This window comes from Salmonella sp. NW38 (genome assembly GCF_051807745.1).
Taxonomy (GTDB): Bacteria; Pseudomonadota; Gammaproteobacteria; order Enterobacterales; family Enterobacteriaceae; genus Salmonella; species Salmonella enterica.
Map to the genome: position 1 here is coordinate 53,990 of NZ_JAMMTO010000012.1, position 21,988 is coordinate 75,977.

The 21,988-nt window shown below is 52.1% G+C and carries 18 protein-coding genes; 14 read left to right on the forward strand and 4 right to left on the reverse strand.

The features are described 5' to 3' along the window. Nucleotides 1-66 precede the first annotated feature (66 nt). From NA624_RS19440 to fumA, 5 genes are all read left to right on the forward strand, one after another. Complete coding sequence (locus tag NA624_RS19440) at nucleotides 67-1,698, forward strand: sensor histidine kinase (RefSeq protein ID WP_000682906.1); 1,632 nt, start codon at nucleotides 67-69, stop codon at nucleotides 1,696-1,698. Continuing rightward, complete coding sequence (gene dcuR / locus NA624_RS19445) at nucleotides 1,695-2,414, forward strand: two-component system response regulator DcuR (RefSeq protein ID WP_000611307.1); 720 nt, start codon at nucleotides 1,695-1,697, stop codon at nucleotides 2,412-2,414. The genes NA624_RS19440 and dcuR overlap by 4 nt, the downstream gene beginning before the upstream one ends. A 316-nt stretch (nucleotides 2,415-2,730) precedes the next feature. Further along, a complete protein-coding gene (locus NA624_RS19450; RefSeq protein ID WP_001642024.1) occupies nucleotides 2,731-2,997 on the forward strand; it encodes a hypothetical protein in 267 nt (88 codons plus the stop codon). Between the two features lie 146 nt (nucleotides 2,998-3,143). Next, a complete protein-coding gene (gene dcuB, locus NA624_RS19455) occupies nucleotides 3,144-4,484 on the forward strand; it encodes an anaerobic C4-dicarboxylate transporter DcuB (protein ID WP_000899149.1) in 1,341 nt (446 codons plus the stop codon). A 95-nt stretch (nucleotides 4,485-4,579) separates the two neighbouring features. Continuing rightward, the gene (gene fumA, locus NA624_RS19460; protein ID WP_000037198.1) at nucleotides 4,580-6,226 is read left to right on the forward strand and encodes a class I fumarate hydratase FumA; all 1,647 of its coding nucleotides are present in this window, start codon (nucleotides 4,580-4,582) and stop codon (nucleotides 6,224-6,226) included. A gap of 88 nt (nucleotides 6,227-6,314) precedes the next feature. Here fumA and melB read toward each other — a convergent pair whose 3' ends face one another. Both melB and melA read right to left on the reverse strand, forming a co-directional pair. Beyond that, complete coding sequence (gene melB / locus NA624_RS19465; RefSeq protein ID WP_000028070.1) at nucleotides 6,315-7,745, reverse strand: melibiose:sodium transporter MelB; 1,431 nt, start codon at nucleotides 7,743-7,745, stop codon at nucleotides 6,315-6,317. Nucleotides 7,746-7,828: 83 nt separating this feature from the next. After that, on the reverse strand, nucleotides 7,829-9,184 hold the full coding sequence (gene melA / locus NA624_RS19470) for an alpha-galactosidase (RefSeq protein ID WP_001527488.1): 1,356 nt from the start codon (nucleotides 9,182-9,184) through the stop codon (nucleotides 7,829-7,831). 268 nt (nucleotides 9,185-9,452) lie between these two features. Here melA and melR point away from each other — a divergent pair, with 268 nt between their 5' ends. The 7 genes from melR (at nucleotide 9,453) to pmrB (ending at nucleotide 18,943) form a co-directional block, all read left to right on the forward strand. Continuing rightward, nucleotides 9,453-10,385 carry a transcriptional regulator MelR gene (gene melR, locus NA624_RS19475; RefSeq protein WP_000106992.1) on the forward strand — a complete coding sequence of 311 codons (933 nt, stop codon included), beginning with the start codon at nucleotides 9,453-9,455 and terminating at the stop codon, nucleotides 10,383-10,385. A gap of 232 nt (nucleotides 10,386-10,617) precedes the next feature. After that, nucleotides 10,618-12,885, forward strand: a complete 2,268-nt coding sequence (gene adiA / locus NA624_RS19480) for an arginine decarboxylase (RefSeq protein WP_001538051.1) — start codon at nucleotides 10,618-10,620, stop codon at nucleotides 12,883-12,885. Nucleotides 12,886-13,182: 297 nt separating this feature from the next. After that, nucleotides 13,183-13,944 (forward strand): AraC family transcriptional regulator, encoded by a 762-nt coding sequence (locus NA624_RS19485; protein ID WP_001217075.1) that lies wholly within the window; start codon nucleotides 13,183-13,185, stop codon nucleotides 13,942-13,944. 139 nt (nucleotides 13,945-14,083) lie between these two features. Beyond that, nucleotides 14,084-15,421, forward strand: coding sequence for an arginine/agmatine antiporter (gene adiC / locus NA624_RS19490; RefSeq protein WP_000093130.1), 1,338 nt, complete (start codon nucleotides 14,084-14,086; stop codon nucleotides 15,419-15,421). A gap of 133 nt (nucleotides 15,422-15,554) precedes the next feature. After that, a complete protein-coding gene (gene eptA, locus NA624_RS19495; protein ID WP_000919290.1) occupies nucleotides 15,555-17,198 on the forward strand; it encodes a phosphoethanolamine transferase EptA in 1,644 nt (547 codons plus the stop codon). After that, a complete protein-coding gene (gene pmrA / locus NA624_RS19500; protein ID WP_000697894.1) occupies nucleotides 17,195-17,863 on the forward strand; it encodes a two-component system response regulator PmrA in 669 nt (222 codons plus the stop codon). Before eptA ends, pmrA begins: the two co-directional genes overlap by 4 nt. Nucleotides 17,864-17,872: 9 nt before the next feature. After that, nucleotides 17,873-18,943, forward strand: coding sequence for a two-component system sensor histidine kinase PmrB (gene pmrB, locus NA624_RS19505; protein WP_071585826.1), 1,071 nt, complete (start codon nucleotides 17,873-17,875; stop codon nucleotides 18,941-18,943). A gap of 7 nt (nucleotides 18,944-18,950) precedes the next feature. Here pmrB and pmrR read toward each other — a convergent pair whose 3' ends face one another. Further along, the gene (gene pmrR / locus NA624_RS19510) at nucleotides 18,951-19,040 is read right to left on the reverse strand and encodes an LpxT activity modulator PmrR (protein ID WP_000844399.1); all 90 of its coding nucleotides are present in this window, start codon (nucleotides 19,038-19,040) and stop codon (nucleotides 18,951-18,953) included. Between the two features lie 69 nt (nucleotides 19,041-19,109). After that, nucleotides 19,110-20,612, reverse strand: coding sequence for a glycine betaine/L-proline transporter ProP (gene proP / locus NA624_RS19515; RefSeq protein ID WP_000919710.1), 1,503 nt, complete (start codon nucleotides 20,610-20,612; stop codon nucleotides 19,110-19,112). 467 nt (nucleotides 20,613-21,079) lie between these two features. On the opposite strand from proP, the gene NA624_RS19520 reads away from it, so the two are divergent. Continuing rightward, nucleotides 21,080-21,415 carry a zinc ribbon domain-containing protein YjdM gene (locus NA624_RS19520; RefSeq protein WP_000056482.1) on the forward strand — a complete coding sequence of 112 codons (336 nt, stop codon included), beginning with the start codon at nucleotides 21,080-21,082 and terminating at the stop codon, nucleotides 21,413-21,415. A 119-nt stretch (nucleotides 21,416-21,534) separates the two neighbouring features. Next, entirely contained in the window at nucleotides 21,535-21,978 is a 444-nt protein-coding gene (gene yjdN, locus NA624_RS19525; protein ID WP_001131301.1) for a VOC family metalloprotein YjdN, read from the forward strand. The last annotated feature ends 10 nt before the right edge of the window (nucleotides 21,979-21,988 follow it).

The following is a 21,988-nucleotide window of genomic DNA, read 5'->3' on the forward strand; positions in this document are numbered from 1 at the left end:
CTATGCCTTTGAATTAGACGCCTCATCAGGGATAATAACCTTACGATTCGTCCGCTCAGGTCCACTATGAAACACTCCCTGCCATGCCGGGCGTTACGCAAACGCCCCATGAAACTCGGCACTACCGTCATTCTGATGGTCAGCGCCGTTTTGTTTTCGGTGCTCGTTGTGGTCCATCTGATCTATTTTTCGCAAATCAGCAGCATGACGCGCGACGCGCTGGCAGATAAAGCGCTGGCGGTGGCGCGCTCGCTGGCGGACTCTCCGGCAATTCGCGAGGGGCTGAAAAAACCGCCTGCGGAAAGCGGCATTCAGACGCTCGCCGAAGCGGTGAGCCAGCATAATGGCTTTTTGTTTATTGTGGTGACCAACATGCAGGGCATCCGTTATTCACACCCAGAAACGCAGCGAATCGGCCAACCGTTCAAAGGCGATGACATTCTGCTCGCGCTGCAGGGAAAGGAAAACGTTGCCATTAATCGCGGCTTTCTTGCCAAAGCGCTGCGCGTTTTCACACCGGTTTATGATGAACGCCACCGGCAGATCGGTGTGGTAGCGATCGGCCTGGAACTCAGTCACGTTACGCAGCAGATCAACAATAGCCGCGGCAGTATTATCTGGTCCATTCTGTTCGGCGCTCTGGTGGGGTTAGTAGGCACGTATGCGCTGGTCAAGGTGCTAAAACGTATCCTGTTTGGCCTAGAACCCTATGAGATCTCAACCCTGTTTGAACAACGCCAGGCGATGCTGCAGTCAATCAAAGAGGGCGTTATCGCCGTGGATGGTAGCGGCGAAGTTACGTTGATTAACCATGCGGCGCAGGCGCTGCTCGATTATCGAAAAACGCAGGATGACGCCAGATTATCCACCCTGAGTCATGCCTGGTCGCAGGTGGTGGACATTAGCGAAGTGTTGCGTGACGGTACGCCGCGCCGCGATGAAGAGATTATCGTCAAAGGCCGCCTGCTGCTGGTGAATACCGTTCCGGTGCGCAGCAACGGCGAAATTATCGGCGCGATATCCACCTTCAGGGATAAAACAGAAGTTCGCCAACTGATGCAGCGGTTGGACGGGATGGTGAACTACGCGGATGCGCTCCGTGAACGATCCCACGAATTCATGAACAAATTACATGTGATTCTGGGATTATTGCACCTGAAGAGTTATAAGCAGCTTGAAGCGTATATTATCAAGACGGCCAATAACTATCAGGAAGAGATCGGTTTGCTGCTGGGTAAAATAAAGTCGCCGATTATCGCTGGCTTTTTGCTCAGTAAAATTACTCGCGCCTCTGATTTCGGGCACAGCCTGGTGATAAGCAGCGACAGCCAGTTACCGGATAATAACAATGAAGATCAGGTTACGGTGCTGATTACGGCGCTGGGTAATTTGATTGAAAACGCGCTGGAAGCATTGAGCCAGGAATCCGGCGGCGAAATCAGCGTCTCGTTACACTACCGCCATGGCTGGCTGCATTGCGAAGTGAGCGATGACGGTCCGGGTATCGAACCTGAGCGCATCGAGGCGATTTTTGAAAAAGGCGTCTCGTCGAAAGGCGCCGAACGCGGCGTCGGTTTAGCGCTGGTTAAACAGCAGGTTGAAGCGCTTGGCGGCGTAATTTCCGTGGAGTCCGAGCCTGGGATCTTCACACAATTTTTTGTACAGTTACCCTGGGATGGAAAAAGGACCAGCCTATGATCAATGTATTAATTGTCGATGACGATGCGATGGTCGCGGAGTTAAATCGCCGCTATGTCGCGCAAATCTCCGGTTTTCATTGTTGTGGAACCGCTTCGACGCTGGAAAAAGCGAAAGAGTTTATCTTCAACAGTGAAAATCACATTGACCTAATCCTGCTGGATATCTACATGCAGCAGGAAAACGGTTTGGATCTGCTGCCTGTCCTGCACAGCGCAGGCTGCAAAAGCGACGTTATTGTCATTTCTTCTGCCGCTGACGCCGCCACCATTAAAGATTCGCTTCACTACGGCGTGGTGGATTATCTGATCAAGCCTTTTCAGGCCACGCGCTTTGAAGAAGCGCTGACCGGCTGGCTACGTAAGAAAACGGCGATGGAAAAACGCCAGTATTACGAACAGTCTGAGCTTGACCTGCTCATTCACGGTAATTCATCCAGCGAGCAGGAGCCTCGCCGGCTGCCAAAAGGGCTGACGCAGCAAACGCTACGCACCTTATGCCAGTGGATTGATGCGCATCAGGAGCAGGAATTTTCTACCGACGAGTTGGCCAACGAAGTGAATATCTCGCGCGTCTCCTGCCGTAAATATCTTATCTGGCTGGTGAATTGCCATATCTTGTTTACCAGTATTCATTACGGCGTGACCGGCAGGCCGGTTTACCGCTACCGCGTTCAGCCGGAACATTACTCTTTACTGAAACAATATTGTCAGTAAGGATACCGCATAAATCCGACGCGAAGCGTTATATCCTGGTAACATTTATTATAACAATGCCAATAAAAACGCTATCACATTAATAACAAACCTGGGAAATTGTGTCAGATCAAATATACTCAACCCAGGCCTGTTAACGTTATTTTCTATAATTACAGCGCTATGCGCTGTTTTTAATTTCAAAACGCTAACAAAAGTTAATTAAGTATTATCCCATGCCGAGAGTGTGTATTTTTATTAAAAAAGGGATTTGTCCGGAATTTTCCTGACACTTAAATAAAATTATGTTTGTAGCAATGGAGCTTGTGCTACGCCTATGGACAATACGTATATTGGTGAGCAGATACGCGTCTCCACACGCCATACTAATAATTTAAAAAAATGGCGTGACAATGATCACATAAGTCACATTCTGTTGGATTTATCTCGTGATTTACCTGATGGCGAGACACAAAAATTAAATAATAAACGCCTGTTTTTAAAACAGACAAATCATAATTTACTGCTCTCGCTGACTCCACCTGCCCATCGCCAGAGGGTGCTTCCCTCTGAACATCACCATCGCAAAAAAATAATTACTTAAAGCAACTCTGTAAAAACCTTAATCGTTAATCGTCGCCACTGGCGCATTGAATATTCGCCATTTCCTGATGCTCATTCACACAAATCAGAGGATGGCTGTGATCCATTTATCAAAATTGACTGGGTTTATCGCGAGGATAAATAAAAATGTTATTTAGTATACAGCTTCTCATAATATTAATATGTCTGTTTTATGGCGCCCGAAAGGGCGGGATCGCGCTCGGGTTGTTGGGCGGTATTGGTCTGGTCATTCTGGTGTTTGTTTTCCATCTCCAGCCAGGTAAACCGCCCGTTGACGTAATGCTGGTCATTATCGCGGTAGTCGCCGCGTCGGCAACGTTGCAGGCGTCAGGCGGGCTGGATGTGATGCTGCAGATTGCCGAAAAGCTGCTGCGTCGCAACCCCAAATACGTCTCTATTGTGGCGCCGTTCGTCACCTGTACCCTGACGATTCTGTGTGGGACAGGCCACGTGGTCTACACCATTTTGCCGATTATCTATGACGTGGCGATCAAGAATAATATCCGTCCGGAACGTCCAATGGCGGCCAGTTCTATCGGCGCGCAAATGGGCATCATCGCCAGTCCGGTTTCCGTCGCCGTGGTTTCTCTGGTAGCGATGCTGGGCAACGTGACATTTGACGGAAAACATCTGGAGTTCCTCGATCTGCTGTCGATCACCATCCCGTCTACCCTGCTCGGTATCCTGGCAATCGGTATTTTTAGTTGGTTCCGCGGTAAAGATCTGGATAAAGACGAAGCGTTTCAGAAATTTATCTCCGTACCGGAAAACCGTCAGTACGTGTACGGCGATACCGCGACGCTGCTGGATAAAAAACTGCCGAAAAGCAACTGGCTGGCGATGTGGATCTTCCTGGCGGCGATTGCCGTGGTCGCTCTCCTGGGCGCGGACTCCGACTTACGTCCAACCTTCGGCGGCAAACCGTTGTCGATGGTGCTGGTCATTCAGATGTTCATGCTGCTGACCGGGGCGCTCATTATCATTCTGACCAAAACCAATCCTGCGTCTATCTCAAAAAACGAAGTTTTTCGTTCCGGTATGATTGCGATTGTCGCGGTATACGGGATCGCCTGGATGGCGGAAACCATGTTCGGCGCGCATATGTCGGAAATTCAGGGCGTGCTGGGCGAAATGGTCAAAGAGTATCCGTGGGCCTACGCCATCGTTCTGCTGCTGGTCTCCAAGTTTGTTAACTCCCAGGCCGCGGCGCTGGCGGCGATTGTTCCCGTCGCGCTGGCTATCGGTGTCGATCCGGCGTATATCGTGGCCTCTGCGCCGGCATGTTATGGCTACTATATCCTGCCGACCTACCCAAGCGATCTGGCGGCGATTCAGTTTGACCGTTCCGGCACAACCCGTATTGGCCGCTTCGTCATTAACCACAGCTTCATTCTGCCGGGTTTGATTGGCGTGAGCGTCTCCTGCGTCTTTGGCTGGATCTTTGCCGCAATGTACGGATTCCTGTAATGGCCGCGCGCGCCGCCAAGTTATGCGCGGCGCGCGACTTAGAGTCTGGCCCATGAGGCTCTTAATACATTTTCTTACTATTAGGCTGGAAGCACATGTCGAAAAAAGAGTTTATCTATCAGGCGCCTTTCCCGATGGGAGAGGACAAAACAGAGTATTATCTGCTCACCTCCGATTATGTCAGCGTCAGTGAATTCAACGGAGAATCTATCCTCAACGTTGAGCCGCAGGCGTTAACGTTGCTGGCTCAGCAGGCCTTCCATGATGCGTCTTTTATGCTCCGTCCTGAACACCAGCAGCAAGTCGCCGCCATTCTCCATGACCCCGAAGCCAGCGAAAACGACAAATATGTGGCGTTGCAATTCCTGAGAAACTCCGAAATCGCCGCCAAAGGCATTCTGCCGACCTGCCAGGATACCGGCACGGCGATTATCGTGGGTAAAAAAGGCCAACGCGTCTGGACGGGCGGCGGCGATGAAGCCGCGCTCTCCAAAGGCGTGTTTAATACCTATATCGAAGATAACCTGCGCTACTCGCAGAACGCGCCGCTGGATATGTACAAAGAGGTCAATACCGGCAGCAACCTGCCAGCGCAAATCGATCTCTATGCCGTCGACGGCGACGAGTACAAGTTCCTTTGCGTGGCGAAAGGCGGCGGTTCAGCAAACAAAACGTATCTCTATCAGGAGACCAAAGCGCTGCTCACCCCAGGCAAGCTGAAAAACTTCCTCGTTGAGAAAATGCGCACGCTGGGCACCGCAGCCTGTCCGCCATACCATATCGCCTTTGTCATTGGCGGCACCTCGGCGGAAAGCACGCTGAAAACCGTTAAACTCGCCAGCACCCACTATTACGACGCGCTGCCGACGGAAGGTAACGAGCACGGCCAGGCATTCCGCGATCTCCACCTGGAACAGGAACTGCTGGAAGAAGCGCATAAACTTGGCCTCGGCGCCCAGTTCGGCGGGAAATATTTCGCCCACGATATTCGCGTAATTCGCCTGCCTCGTCACGGCGCTTCCTGTCCGGTGGGGATGGGCGTCTCCTGCTCGGCAGACCGTAACATCAAAGCGAAAATCAACCGCGAAGGCATCTGGATCGAAAAACTGGAACACAATCCGGGCCAGTATATTCCGCCAGCGCTGCGTCAGGCGGGCGAAGGCGACGCGGTGAAAGTCGATCTCAACCGTCCGATGAAAGAGATCCTCGCCCAGCTATCGCAGTACCCGGTCTCGACTCGCCTGTCGCTGACGGGCACCATTATCGTAGGTCGCGATATCGCCCACGCGAAGCTAAAAGAGCGTATTGAATCCGGCGAAGACCTGCCGCAGTATATTAAAGACCATCCCATCTATTACGCAGGTCCGGCAAAAACCCCGGCAGGTTATCCATCTGGCTCATTAGGCCCCACCACCGCAGGCCGAATGGACTCTTATGTCGATCTGCTGCAATCCCACGGCGGCAGTATGATCATGCTGGCGAAAGGCAACCGTAGTCAGCAGGTCACGGATGCCTGTAAAAAACACGGCGGCTTTTATTTGGGCAGTATCGGCGGCCCGGCGGCGGTTCTGGCACAGCAGAGCATTAAGCATCTGGAGTGCGTCGAGTATCCGGAACTCGGCATGGAAGCTATCTGGAAAATTGAAGTAGAAGATTTCCCGGCCTTTATCCTGGTGGATGACAAAGGCAACGATTTCTTCCAGCAGATTGTCAGCAAACAGTGCGCTAACTGCGCGAAATAACCTGGCAGGCCCGGCGTTCTCCCGGGCCGCGTTATCGGTTAATTGCCGGATGGCGCTACGCTTATCCGGCCTGCACGAGAGACCATGCTCACGCTTTTACATCGCTGGTCGCTACCACAGAAATCGCCGGGCTATCCGGCTGTTCGACGAATGGCGGCGTTTTCCGGTATTTATCCAGCAGGTGGATCTGAATCTTGCGCAGCATATCGCCGTTCAAACGGTAGTAGCGGAAGTAGAGAACCAACGTCATCATGAAAAACAGTACCGGCAGGACAATCATAATAAACTGCATCCCCTGCAGGGTTTGCGCAGACTGCGCCACGTTCGGCGTGTAGCCAATCAGCCCCAGCACCAGAGCGATAAAGAACGCCGCAAACGCCGAGCCGCCCTTCACGACCATCGTCTGTACGGAATAAGCGATACTCTCGCAGCGAATATTGAGCTTAAATTCCCCATAATCGACCGTATCCGCCACCATGATTACCTGAAGCACCCAAAAGAGCGCGGTCCCGATATTCAGGAAAATACCCGCCGCCACGATTAAAGCGGCATTATGGACATCCGCCAACGCCATCGCGAAGAGCCCTGCGCAACTCAGAACGGGCATCACGGAGGCGCCCGCCCACAATATCCGCCGCGATAACATTTTCACCAGCCGGGGGAAGACAATCAGCGTCAGCAGATTCGCCGCGCCGGCGTAAGAAAGGTAATAGGGAAAAAGATCGGCATCGCCAATCACATAGGTGAAGTAGTAGATCGCAAAGCCATTGATAATATTGGAGGCAATGTTATACGCCAGCGCCATTCCCAACAGGCAAGAGAGCTGATCGTTTTTGTATATCAATCCAACGATCGTTTTTAACGTCAGATGTGGGCGGCCCGCCGTTACACCGTTGTCGGAGGAGTACACCTCATGTACGTTGCGTAATGTCACGATAGTCGAGGCGATAAAGAACGCAATCAGTACCAGCGTAAACATCTGAAAGCCGAACCCACGATCCGCTCCGCCAACGTAGTTCACAAACGGCAGCGTTATACCGGCAGTGACGAAGCCAGCCAGACTGGCGAAGAAACGCGGGAACGGCACCAGTTGTTCGCGTTCTCGCTTATCAAGCGTAATGGTCGGCACCAGCGACCAAAATGGGATATCCATAATGGTATACGTCATGCCCCACAGGATGTAGGTTACGCAGACAAATACAACCTGCGCGGTTCCCTCAAAAAGATGGGCGCTGAACAGCAGGAAAAGCACCAGCGAATTGGTTAAGGTGCCGATCAATATCCACGGCTTAAATTTCCCCCACCGCGAACGCGTGGCGTTGACAATCCATCCCATGATGGGATCGTTTATCGCATCCCAGATTCGCGCGACCAGAAAAAGGGTGCCGACGAGGCCGACCGAGAGTCCCACCACATCGGTGTAGTAATACATCAGGTACATATACACAATGCCGATGGCGAAATCCTTACCAAACGCACCGAACCCGTAACTCAGCTTTGTTGTCAGAGAGATGCTCATAGGGTACCGGGTCGCTGTTACCAGCGCCCGCCTTCTGTTAGTAGAGGTTAAACGCCGGATCTGCCGTCCAGCGCGGCTGGAGATTAACGGCGTAACCAGGCCGGAAGCCAGTCGCCATGCGCGGCGATCAGATCGTCAACCAACGCATAGATTTCTTCGATACCCAGCACCGCTGCGGTATGAGGGTCCATCATCGCCGCGTGATACACGCGATCGCGGTTTTCCGTGAGGATGGCTTCGGTCAACAGCGTTTGCACGTTGATGTTGGTCTGCATCATCGCCGCCAGATGAGAAGGGATCGTCCCCACCTTCGTCGGTTGAATGCCGTTGGCATCCACCAGACAAGCCACTTCCACGCAGCTTCCCTGCGGCAGGTTATCAATCAGCCCCTCATTACGCACATTGCCGTAAATCACGCTCGGCTCGCCGGTCCACAGAGCGTTCATAATGGTGCTGGCGTACTCGCGGGACGGTTTGATGTCGATACGCTCGGCGGTTTTATACTCCTCCAGCTCTTTATGCCAGTTCGCCAGTTGTTCTACGCAGCGTTTCGGATATTCATCCAGCGGCACCTTGTAGCGCGCAATCAGATCCTCGCGTCCCGGTTTAATAAACCACGGCGTGTACTCGGCAAAATGCTCTGATGACTCGGTGACGAAGTAGCCCAACTTTTTGAACATCTCGTAGCGCACAATGTTCTGGCAGCGTTCATTGCCGTGAATATTGGGCTTCGGCGCCTGTCCGGCGTCATAGGCCGCCAGCAATTCAGGATAGAGATCGACATAAGTCCCGTCAGCCGTTTTGCGCTCCAGTTCGAGGTAAAACGCCATGTGGTTAATGCCGGCGCAGCGGTAGCGCAGCGAGGCGGGATCGATATTCAGGTCGCGCGCCAGTTCTTCCGCCGTTCCCTGTACCGAATGGCACAGGCCGACCTGTTTGATATGCGGATAGCGGGCATACATAGCCCAGGTGTTCATCGCCATCGGGTTGACATAATTGAGCATGGTGGCCTTCGGACAGACTTCCGTCATGTCTTCGCAAATCCGCCACAGATGCGGGATGGTCCGCAGCGCGCGCATAATGCCGCCCGGCCCCAGCGTATCGGCGATCGTCTGTTCCAGGCCATGACGCTTACAAACCTCAAAATCGGTCACGGTGCAGGGTTCGTAGCCGCCAATCTGAAAGGCGACCACCACGAAATCCGCATCCTGTAGCGCCGCTTTCTGGTTGGTATGGCAGGTAATCCGGCCAGAAGCGCCCGCTGAGTCCATCAGTTTCCGTACCACAATGTGCGACTCTTCCAGCCGGGTTTCGTCAATATCCATCAGGGCGACATGCGCTGATTTTAGCGCCTCGCGGTGAAACACATCGCCGAGGATATTTTTGACGAAAATCGTAGAACCTGCGCCGATAAAGGTAATTTTGGGTGCCGTCATCATGACTCTCCAGAACAGTAGTGAACACCTTCATGGTGGCACGCGTTCCCGGTGAAAACCTCCGTCTTCCCCGATGAGCATTCCCGAAAACTCAGATCGTATGCTGGCGCGCGGAAGATCTGAGTTTTTGGGACAAAATGGTGTAAAAAGCAGAGTATTCGGCCTGATAGTCAGGCTACGCTCTACAATATCGACGGATTCTGTGTCCGGATTCCCGGTTTCCTCCCGGCTAAAGGGGCATAATTCTGATAATTCAGGAAATGGAGTGACGATGAGTACGCAAGCAATATCCCTCCTCCCGCCCGACCCGCACATGTGCAACGGCGATGAAAAGCAAACCCGTAGCCCGCTGTCGCTCTATTCCGAATATCAACGACTGGACGTTGAGCTGAGGCCACCGCACAGAATGGCCAGCAGTCACTGGCATGGGCAAGTAGAAGTGAATGTTCCGTTTGACGGCGATGTGGAGTATTTAATCAACAATGAAGTCGTGCAGATAAAGCAGGGACATATCACCCTGTTTTGGGCCTGTACGCCACACCAGCTTACCCGCCCCGGCAACTGCCGCCAGATGGCGATTTTCAGTTTGCCGATGCACCTGTTTCTCTCATGGCCGCTGGATCGCGATCTTATCAACCACGTCACGCACGGGATGGTGGTTAAATCACTGGCGACCCAGCAGCTTAGCACCTTTGAAGTGTTGCGTTGGCAGCAGGAAACAAGCAGCCCGAATGAGCAAATTCGCCAGTTGGCGATCGATGAAATCGGCCTGATGCTTAAACGCTTTAGCCTTTCCGGCTGGCAGCCTATTTTGCTCAATAAAACATCACGCACCCACAAGAATAGCGTCTCACGCCATGCGCAGTTTTACGTAAGCCAGATGCTGGGATTTATTGCCGATAACTACGATCAGGCGCTCACCATTAACGACGTCGCGGAGCATGTCAAACTCAATGCTAATTACGCGATGGGAATATTCCAGCGGGTTATGCAATTGACGATGAAGCAGTACATCACGGCGATGCGCATCAATCACGTACGTGCCTTATTGAGCGATACTGACAAAACGATCCTCGATGTCGCTCTGACTGCCGGGTTCCGATCCAGCAGCCGTTTTTACAGTACTTTTAGCAAATTTGTCGGCATGTCTCCGCAACAATATCGCAAGCTAAGCCAGCAACGACGCCAGACGATGCCCGGCTAAAGCCGGATACCACTATCAGCCAAAAAAATAATTCACCTGTCGATAAACGGCAGGTGAAATCGCTCGATATCAATAATTAACCCATTGTTTATTAAACAATAATATCAATAACTGACCATTATTCCATCACTTTACACCCCCTATTTGACGGGGTAATACTTGCCCACGTCACATTCATACGGCGGGTCGGCAAGGCGTAAATTGCACGGCCTCCACAACCGGGTAAAAGATGATGAAAGTATTAATTGTTGAAAGTGAGTTTCTGCATCAGGACACCTGGGTTGGCAACGCGGTTGAGCGTCTGGCGGATGCCTTGAGCCAACAAAATGTTACCGTCATTAAATCGACATCCTTCGATGACGGCTATGCCATCTTGTCCGCGAACGAAGCCATTGACTGTCTGATGTTTAGCTACCAAATGGAACAACCGGATGAGCACCTGAGCGTCAGGCAATTGATCGGTAAGCTTCACGAGCGTCAGCAAAACGTGCCCGTTTTCCTGTTAGGCGACAGGGAAAAAGCGACGGCATCGCTGGACCGCGACCTGCTGGAGCTTGTCGATGAATTCGCCTGGATTCTGGAAGACACCGCTGACTTTATCGCCGGACGCGCCGTTGCCGCCATGACCCGGTATCGCCAGCAACTGTTACCGCCGCTGTTTAACGCGTTGATGAAATACAGCGACATTCATGAATATTCATGGGCGGCGCCGGGACACCAGGGCGGCGTCGGTTTCACTAAAACGCCTGCCGGTCGCTTTTATCACGATTATTATGGCGAAAACCTGTTCCGCAGCGATATGGGGATTGAGCGTACCACGCTCGGTTCACTCCTCGACCATACCGGCGCGTTTGGCGAAAGCGAGAAAAACGCCGCCCGCGTATTCGGTGCTGACCGCTCCTGGTCCGTGGTTGTCGGGACCTCCGGTTCTAACCGTACTATTATGCAGGCCTGTATGACGGATAATGATGTCGTTGTACTGGATCGTAACTGCCATAAATCCATCGAGCAGGGGCTGATCCTCACTGGGGCCAAACCGGTATATATGGTGCCAAGCCGTAACCGTTATGGCATTATCGGGCCAATCTACCCGCAGGAAATGCAGCCTGAAACCTTGCAGAAAAAAATCAGCGCCAGCCCGCTGACCAAAACCAAAGCCGGACAGAAACCGTCTTACAGCGTGGTGACCAACTGTACCTATGACGGCGTATGCTATAACGCCAAAGAGGCGCAGGATCTGCTGGCAAAAACCAGCGATCGCATTCACTTCGACGAAGCATGGTACGGCTATGCGCGCTTCAACCCGATTTATTGCGATCATTACGCGATGCGCGGCGAGCCAGGCGACCATAACGGTCCGACCGTGTTTGCCACCCACTCCACGCACAAACTACTGAATGCGCTTTCACAAGCTTCCTACATTCATGTCCGTGAAGGCCGTGGCGCGGTGAATTTCTCCCGCTTCAACCAGGCATATATGATGCATGCCACCACCTCTCCGTTATATGCCATCTGCGCATCCAACGATGTGGCGGTATCGATGATGGACGGTAACAGCGGCCTGTCCCTGACTCAAGAGGTGATTGACGAAGCGGTTGATTTCCGTCAGGCGATGGCGCGTCTTTATAAAGAGTTTACCGATGAAGGCGACTGGTTCTTTAAACCGTGGAATAAAGACGTCGTCACCGATCCACAAACCGGTAAAACATATGACTTCGCCGACGCGCCGGCAAAACTGCTAGCCACTGACCAGAACTGCTGGGTCATGCGCCCCGGAGAAACCTGGCACGGCTTTAAAGACCTGCCGGATAACTGGAGTATGCTGGACCCGATTAAAGTCAGTATCCTGGCGCCGGGTATGGGCGACGATGGCGAACTGGAAGCATCCGGCGTACCTGCTGCGCTGGTCACAGCATGGCTTGGCCGCCACGGTATCGTGCCGACCCGCACCACCGACTTCCAGATTATGTTCCTGTTCTCTATGGGGGTAACTCGCGGGAAATGGGGAACGCTGATCAACACGCTGTGTTCCTTCAAACATCATTACGACGCGAATACGCCGCTGGCGCAGGTGATGCCGGAACTGGTGCAGGATTATCCTGACACTTACGCGAACATGGGTATTCATGACCTGGGCGATAAAATGTTTGCCTGGCTACGTGAAAATAACCCGGGCGCCCGTCTCAACGCCGCCTATTCCACCCTGCCGGTTGCGGAGATTACCCCGCGCGACGCCTACAACGCGATCGTGAACGACAATATTGAAATGGTGGCGATTGAAAATCTACCGGGTCGCATTGCGGCGAACTCCGTTATTCCTTACCCGCCAGGAATCCCGATGCTGCTCTCCGGCGAAAACTTTGGCGATGAAAATAGTCCGCAGGTGGGTTACTTACGCTCACTGCAATCCTGGGATCATCACTTCCCTGGCTTTGAGCATGAAACCGAAGGCACGGAAATTATTGATGGCGTATATCACGTTATGTGCGTGAAAGCCTAATCACAAAGAGTCTTTTTTTTGAGGATGGCATGTATTCCCTGAGTATTGCTGCAAAACAATAATACTGTCATACCTTTTTGCGCGGGCCCCATCCCGCGCTTTTTTTATACAAAAATGACAAGTTGCCACTCGCGTACAACTTTTTGTACACCCTAAATCATCGTACAAATATTGTAATATTATTCAGGAAAGTTATTTTAGTGCAGTTTCAATTCATCACACAATTGACTCAGTCCCCGTTATCTCTCCCGTTTGGCGAGATCCGGTATTTTATGTTCATATTCCAGGAGTTCGGGTATGAGGATTTGCAGCAACGAACCTTGCATAGTGTTATTAACCGAAAAAGATACATGGTTACGAGTAAATGGTAAGGAGCCAATCAGTTTAAAAGCGAATCATATGGCCATTCTGGCTTGTGAAAATAACGTTATTGACATTTCATCATTAAATAGCGTGCTAGTAATACAAGTGAGTCGCAATAATATTAAAGACTATTTACAATTCCTGAATAAAGATCTCTCACACCTTCCCGTCTGGCAACGCAACGCCGATCCCTTATTGACTGCCAACTGTCTGACGCCGGATATCTTCAGGGTCGCTGCCCGCTACAGCGCGATGGAAACACCGGATGAAATTGTTAGTGAACGTACCCGTGCGCTCCTTTTCACCGTTTTATCCCGCTTTCTTGACCACAAAAAATTTATTTCTTTGTTAATGCACATGCTGCGCAGCCGCATCAGTGACAGCGTTTACCACATCATTCAGAGCGATATTCATAAAGACTGGAATCTGAGCGCCGTTGCCAGTTGCCTGTGCCTGAGTCCAAGCTTGTTAAAGAAAAAGCTCAAAAACGAGAATACCAGTTATAGCCAAATAATCACGACCTGCCGAATGCGTTATGCCGTAAACCAATTATTAATGGACGGAAAGAATATCTCTCAAGTCTCACAGCTGTGTGGGTATAACAGCACATCGTACTTTATTTCCGTGTTTAAAGAGTTTTATGGTATGACCCCCCTGCATTATGTTAGCCAACATCGGGAACGATCGGCTGCCTAATTTTTCTACACTCAACGATAAGACACGATAATAACAGCATTGGCGATAACCCGTCTCCGACATAATTCAGCGGCATTCTGAGGGGGTATGATACGACGTAATTTATCGTAACGAAGTCACCTTTTCAGGAGTCCAAATTATGTCTTCGGATGCTGATGCTCACAAAGTGGGCCTAATCCCCGTCACCTTAATGGTATCGGGGAATATTATGGGTTCAGGGGTATTCTTACTCCCTGCCAACCTGGCGGCCACTGGCGGGATTGCAATCTACGGATGGCTGGTCACTATCATCGGCGCCCTGGCGCTGTCGATGGTTTATGCCAAAATGTCGTCCTTAGATCCCAGTCCCGGCGGTTCCTATGCCTACGCACGTCGCTGCTTCGGGCCGTTTTTGGGCTATCAAACGAACGTGCTGTACTGGCTGGCATGCTGGATCGGTAATATCGCGATGGTCGTTATCGGCGTCGGCTATCTGAGCTATTTCTTCCCGATTCTGAAAGATCCGCTGGTATTAACGCTTACCTGCGTCGCGGTGCTGTGGATTTTTGTTCTGCTGAACATCGTCGGGCCGAAAATGATTACCCGCGTACAGGCCGTCGCCACCGTACTGGCGCTGGTGCCTATCGTAGGGATTGCGGTCTTCGGCTGGTTCTGGTTTAAAGGCGAAACCTATATGGCGGCCTGGAACGTGAGCGGCATGAATACCTTCGGCGCGATTCAAAGCACGTTGAACGTTACGCTGTGGTCATTCATCGGGGTAGAAAGCGCCTCCGTTGCGGCCGGTGTGGTCAAAAACCCGAAACGCAACGTGCCTATCGCCACCATCGGCGGGGTACTGATCGCCGCCGTCTGCTATGTACTCTCCACAACGGCGATTATGGGGATGATCCCCAACGCGGCGCTGCGTGTGTCGGCATCGCCTTTCGGTGACGCGGCGCGTATGGCGCTGGGCGATACCGCAGGGGCTATTGTTTCCTTCTGTGCGGCAGCAGGTTGCCTGGGCTCTCTCGGCGGCTGGACGCTGCTTGCCGGCCAAACCGCAAAAGCGGCGGCGGACGATGGTCTCTTCCCGCCAATCTTCGCGCGGGTTAATAAAGCCGGTACGCCAGTAGCTGGGTTGCTTATCGTCGGCGTGCTGATGACTATCTTCCAGTTCAGCAGTATGTCGCCGAACGCCGCGAAAGAGTTTGGTCTGGTCTCCTCCGTGTCGGTTATCTTCACCCTGGTGCCTTATCTTTACACCTGTGCCGCGCTGTTGCTGTTGGGCCACGGTCACTTTGGTAAAGCGCGCCCGCTGTATCTGCTGATTACCTTCGTCGCGTTTGTGTATTGCATCTGGGCGGTCATCGGTTCCGGCGCCAAAGAAGTGATGTGGTCGTTCGTCACGTTGATGGTGATCACCGCGCTGTATGCGTTGAACTACAACCGCATTCACAAAAACCCGTATCCGCTGGATGCGCCGGTTAAACAGGATTGACCACGTGTAGTTAATGTTATCGCAACAGGCCGGGTAGCGCAGGTTATCCGGCCACCACCAACATTAAGTTCTTAAGGTTCACTTAATTTTACTTTGTCACGATTAGCGTCACCGAATCGATGGACGCATCAACATGTTAAAGCGCTTTCTTAAAAGACCTGTTCTTGGGCAAATCGCCTGGCTTCTGCTTTTTTCCTTTTATATTGCCGTCTGCCTGAACATTGCGTTCTACAAGCAGGTACTACAAGACCTACCGTTAAACTCGCTGCGCAATGTGCTGGTGTTTATTTCCATGCCGGTCGTCGCGTTTAGCGTGGTCAATAGTGTGCTGACGCTGGCCTCATTTATTTGGCTAAACCGACTGCTGGCCTGCGTTTTTATTCTGGTCGGCGCTGCCGCGCAGTATTTTATTTTGACTTACGGCATCATCATCGATCGCTCCATGATCGCCAATATGATGGATACCACGCCCGCGGAAACCTTTGCGCTGATGACGCCGCAAATGGTGCTGACGCTGGGATTAAGCGGCGTTCTGGCAGCCGTGATTGCCTTCTGGGTCAAAATCCGCCCGGCGACGCCGCGCTTACGTAGCGGGCTTTACCGTCTGGCCAGCGTCCTGATCTCTATTTTATTAGTTATTCTGGTCGCCGCCTTTTTCTATAAAGATTACGCCTCGCTATTTCGAAATAATAAACAGTTGATCAAAGCGTTAAGCCCATCGAACAGTATTGTCGCCAGTTGGTCATGGTATTCGCATCAACGGCTGGCGAATTTGCCGCTGGTACGCATTGGCGAGGATGCCCATCGCAATCCATTAATGCTGAAAGGTGATCGCAAAAACCTGACGATTCTTATCGTTGGCGAAACCTCGCGCGGCGATGATTTCTCTCTTGGCGGCTATCCGCGCGACACCAATCCGCGGCTGGCGAAAGACGATGTAATCTATTTCCCGCATACCACCTCTTGCGGTACGGCGACCGCGATCTCCGTTCCCTGCATGTTTTCTGATATGCCGCGCAAACATTATGACGAAGAGCTGGCGCATCACCAGGAAGGGCTGCTGGATATTATCCAGCGCGCGGGGATTAACGTACTGTGGAATGATAATGACGGCGGCTGTAAAGGCGCATGCGATCGCGTTCCGCATCAAAATGTCACCGAGCTAAACCTGCCCGGACAATGTATCGACGGCGAGTGCTACGATGAGGTGTTATTCCACGGTCTGGAAGACTATATCGACCATTTGAAAGGCGATGGCGTTATTGTACTGCATACCATCGGCAGCCACGGCCCAACCTATTACAACCGTTATCCACCGCAGTTTAAAAAATTTACCCCAACCTGTGACACTAACGAAATTCAGAACTGTTCCCAACAGCAGTTGATCAACACCTATGATAATACCGTGCTGTACGTGGACTATATTGTAGATAAAGCCATTAATCTGCTGAAATCTCATCAGGATAAATTCACAACCAGCCTGGTCTATCTTTCCGATCACGGCGAATCATTGGGTGAAAATGGCGTTTATTTACACGGTCTGCCGTATTCTATTGCGCCGGATACGCAAAAACATGTCCCGATGCTCATTTGGCTTTCTAAAGATTATCAACAGCGTTATCAGGTGGATCAGGCCTGCCTGCAAAAACGGGCGAGCACGCTGGATTATTCACAGGACAATCTTTTCTCAACCATGCTGGGATTAACCGGCGTACAAACGACGTATTACCAGGCCGCAGATGATATTCTGCAACCGTGCAGGAGACTAAGCGAATGAAGATACTGATTGTTGAAGACGACACGCTATTATTACAGGGGTTAATACTCGCCGCGCAAACCGAAGGCTATGCGTGTGATGGCGTTTCGACAGCGCGTGCCGCCGAGCATAGTCTGGAGTCTGGTCATTACAGTCTGATGGTGCTGGATTTAGGGCTGCCCGATGAGGATGGCCTGCATTTCCTGACGCGAATCCGACAGAAAAAATATACCCTCCCGGTACTCATTCTGACCGCCCGCGATACGCTCAACGACCGCATTAGCGGGCTGGATGTCGGCGCAGATGATTATCTGGTTAAACCCTTCGCCCTGGAGGAGTTGCACGCCCGCATCCGCGCGCTGCTGCGCCGCCATAATAACCAGGGTGAAAGTGAACTGACGGTTGGCAATCTGACGCTCAATATAGGCCGCCATCAGGCATGGAGGGATGGACAGGAACTGACCCTGACGCCTAAGGAGTACGCGTTGCTCTCACGGTTGATGCTCAAGGCAGGCAGTCCGGTGCACCGGGAAATTCTTTATAACGATATCTACAACTGGGATAACGAACCCTCGACCAACACTCTGGAAGTGCATATACATAATTTGCGCGACAAAGTCGGCAAGTCGCGCATTCGCACGGTTCGCGGGTTTGGCTACATGCTGGTTGCCACTGAGGAAAGCTAAGTGAGCCTGATGCGTTTTCAGCGAAGAGCGATGACCCTTCGCCAGCGTTTAACTCTGACAATTGGTCTTATTCTGCTGGTGTTCCAGCTAATCAGTACCTTCTGGTTATGGCATGAAAGCACTGAGCAAATCCAACTGTTCGAGCAGGCGCTGCGGGATAATCGCAACAACGATCGCCATATCATGCACGAAATTCGCGAGGCGGTCGCCAGCCTGATCGTCCCCAGCATATTTATGGTTAGCCTGACGCTGCTGGTTTGCTACCAGGCGGTACGGCGTATTACCCGCCCACTCGCCGAACTGCAAAAAGAGCTGGAAGCGCGGACGGCGGATAATCTGACGCCGATCGCCATTCACAGCTCCACGCTTGAGATTGAGTCCGTTGTCTCGGCGATCAATCAACTGGTTACGCGTTTGACCACCACGCTCGACAATGAACGCCTTTTTACCGCCGATGTGGCCCATGAGCTACGCACGCCGCTGTCGGGGGTGCGTTTGCATCTGGAATTATTGTCAAAAACCCACAATGTTGATGTCGCGCCGCTTATCGCCCGTCTTGACCAGATGATGGATAGCGTCTCCCAGCTTCTGCAACTGGCGCGCGTGGGCCAGTCATTCTCTTCCGGGAATTATCAGGAAGTAAAACTGCTGGAAGATGTGATCCTCCCCTCCTACGATGAGCTGAACACCATGCTGGAAACGCGTCAGCAAACTCTGTTGCTGCCGGAAAGCGCGGCGGACGTGGTGGTGCGCGGTGACGCGACGTTACTGCGTATGCTGCTGCGAAATCTGGTGGAAAACGCGCATCGCTATAGCCCTGAAGGAACCCATATCACTATCCACATTAGCGCCGACCCCGACGCTATTATGGCGGTCGAAGACGAGGGGCCGGGTATTGATGAAAGCAAATGCGGGAAGCTAAGCGAAGCGTTCGTGCGGATGGACAGCCGTTATGGCGGAATTGGCCTGGGGCTGAGTATCGTCAGCCGCATCACCCAGCTACATCAGGGACAGTTTTTCCTGCAAAACCGTACGGAAAGAACAGGCACCCGTGCCTGGGTGATGTTGAAAAAGGCATAACAGGCGTTTAATACGTCGTGACCCACACATAGATAAAACTGCTGACAATCAGCACACTACACAGGGTCGTCAAACTTTTATAAATATAGCTTTTCATGACGCTCTCCTCCAAAGGTATGGAGGAGAGTATGCCCGCGAGAGATTAAGCGAACCTTAAGCGCGAAATTTATTCATCGATACGCGGATGTTGCTGTACCAGACGCGAACGTTTGACCTGCAGCTCCGCGATTTCCTGATCGATGTCGTCGATTTTCTGCTCAATATTATCGTAATGCTCGCCCAGAATTTCCTTCGCTTCCTGGATGTCCGACGCCGCTGGCGTTGCGCCTTTTAACGGACGATTGGCCGTCTCTTTCATGGAAATACCGGTAATCAAGCCTATCACCGCGATGACCATCAAATAATACGCCGGCATCATCAGATCCTGCGAGCTTTCCACCAGCCAGGCCGCCAGCGTTGGCGTCAGACCGGCAATCAATACAGAGATATTAAAAGCCGCCGCCAGCGCGCTGTAACGAATATGCGTCGGAAACATCGCCGGCAATGTCGAGGCCATCACCCCGGTAAAGCAGTTCAGAATCACCGCCAGCATCAACAAACCGGCAAAAATCAGGCCAATAACGTTACTGTTAATCAGGATGAAGGCCGGGATCGCCAGCGCAAACAGCGCAATGCTGCCCATAATCACAAATGGACGTCGACCGAAACGGTCGCTCAGCAGCCCCATCACTGGCTGCACAAACAGCATCCCGATCATAATGGCGATGATAATCAACACGCCGTGATCTTCAGAATAGTGCAGGTTATGCGACAGGTAGCTCGGCATGTAGGTGAGCAGCATGTAGTAGGTCACGTTGGTGGCAATCACCAGACCGATACATGACAACAGGCTACGCCAGTGTTTGGTGGCAATCTCTTTAAAGGAGACTTTCGGCCCATCCTGCAGCCCTTCGCGGTCGCCCTGCTCCAGTTTATCCACGTGCTGCTGAAACGCTGGCGTCTCTTCCAGCGCATGGCGTAAGTAGAGACCAATAATTCCCAATGGCAGGGCGATAAAGAACGGAATACGCCAGCCCCACTCCAGGAAATTCTCCTCGCCGACAATCGTTGAGATTAAGACCACCACGCCCGCGCCCAGCACGAACCCGGCGATGGAACCAAAATCCAGCCAGCTTCCCATAAATCCGCGTTTACGATCCGGCGAATATTCCGCGACAAAGATCGACGCGCCGGTATATTCCCCGCCAACCGAGAAGCCCTGCGCCATTTTACATAGCAACAACAGTATTGGCGCCCAGATACCGATCGTCGCGTAAGAGGGAATTAACCCGATACAGAAAGTACTGATCGACATAATCACAATCGTGATCGCCAGGATCTTCTGGCGCCCGTATTTATCGCCGAGCATACCAAAGAATAACCCGCCGAGCGGACGAATCAGGAAGGGAACGGAAAACGTGGCCAGCGCGGCAATCATCTGGACGCTGGGATCGGCACCGGGGAAAAAGACTTTACCCAACGCGTAGGCAACAAATCCATAAACACCAAAATCAAACCACTCCATCGCGTTGCCCAGCGAGGCGGCGGTAATCGCTTTGCGAAGTTTACCGTCATCAATGATGGTCACATCGCCCAGTGTAATCGGTTTTATTTTTTTCCTTTTCAGCATAGCTGTCCTCATAGGCTAAGCCCTGTAGCGCTATATACGGCGGGCACTGGCATACCGCGCCAGCGTCGCCGTCGAGCGGAGGGAGGGGCGCGAACGCTCTCCCTCATACAAGCGTAGCAGGTTTACTTACACTGTCCGGTTACGGACTGTACAACCGAACCTGTTGACGCCTGAATGGGCAGTTAATGACCTTTTTACCCTAACAGGGTTTAAATATGTGATCAACTTCACACATATATGTCAATTCGGTCAAAAGGTGTAAATAAGGACGCCCTAATGCGCTGTGGTGACAGTAAAAAAGCGGTTATTTGAGTGTAAACCATTGCTGACTGTCGTTGCGCTGACCCTTTTATAAAAGCGGCAATAGTCCCGACAACGCTAAGGATTTTGTGTATAATTGCGGCCTTTTTCGGCGATCTGCCATTTTTGGGCGCGTTTGCCCCCGCTGACTTTTTGAGGATACCAACATGTCATTACCCCACTGCCCGCAATGTAACTCCGAATATACCTACGAAGATAACGGCATGTTCATCTGCCCGGAATGCGCTCACGAATGGAACGATGCGGAACCCGCTCAGGAGAGCGATGAGCTGATTGTCAAAGACGCCAACGGCAACCTGCTGGCGGACGGCGATAGCGTCACCATCGTGAAAGATCTGAAAGTAAAAGGCAGCTCTTCCATGCTGAAAATCGGCACCAAAGTGAAGAATATTCGTCTGGTTGAAGGCGACCATAACATCGACTGCAAAATCGATGGTTTTGGCCCGATGAAACTGAAATCCGAGTTCGTGAAAAAGAACTGATTTACCGTATCATTGCCCGGTAGCGCCTCGCTTACCGGGCCTGAGCGGCCCTGCCACCGACAATATTGTGCCAATTTCGAACTACACTTAACGAGCATCTCTTACCTGAGGTAACCATCATGCCGTTAAGTCCCTATCTCTCTTTTGCCGGCAACTGTGCCGACGCCATCGCGTATTATCAACAAACGTTAGGCGCAGAACTGCTTTATAAACTCAGCTTCGGTGAAATGCCCCCCTCGGCGGCGGATAACGAAGAGGGCTGCCCGTCAGGAATGCGCTTTCCCGATACTGCTATCGCCCACGCCAACATGCGCATTGCCGGCAGCGATATCATGATGAGTGATGCCAGCGCGTCGGGAACGGCGCATTATTCCGGCTTTACGCTGGTGCTTGATACCCAGGATGTAGCAGAAGGGAAGCGCTGGTTTGATAACCTTGCCGCACAAGGGCAAATCGAAATGGACTGGCAGGAGACCTTCTGGGCGCAGGGTTTCGGCAAGGTCAGCGATCGTTTCGGTGTGCCGTGGATGATTAACGTGGTTAAACATCAGCCTGCCACCTAATTCCCCGGGA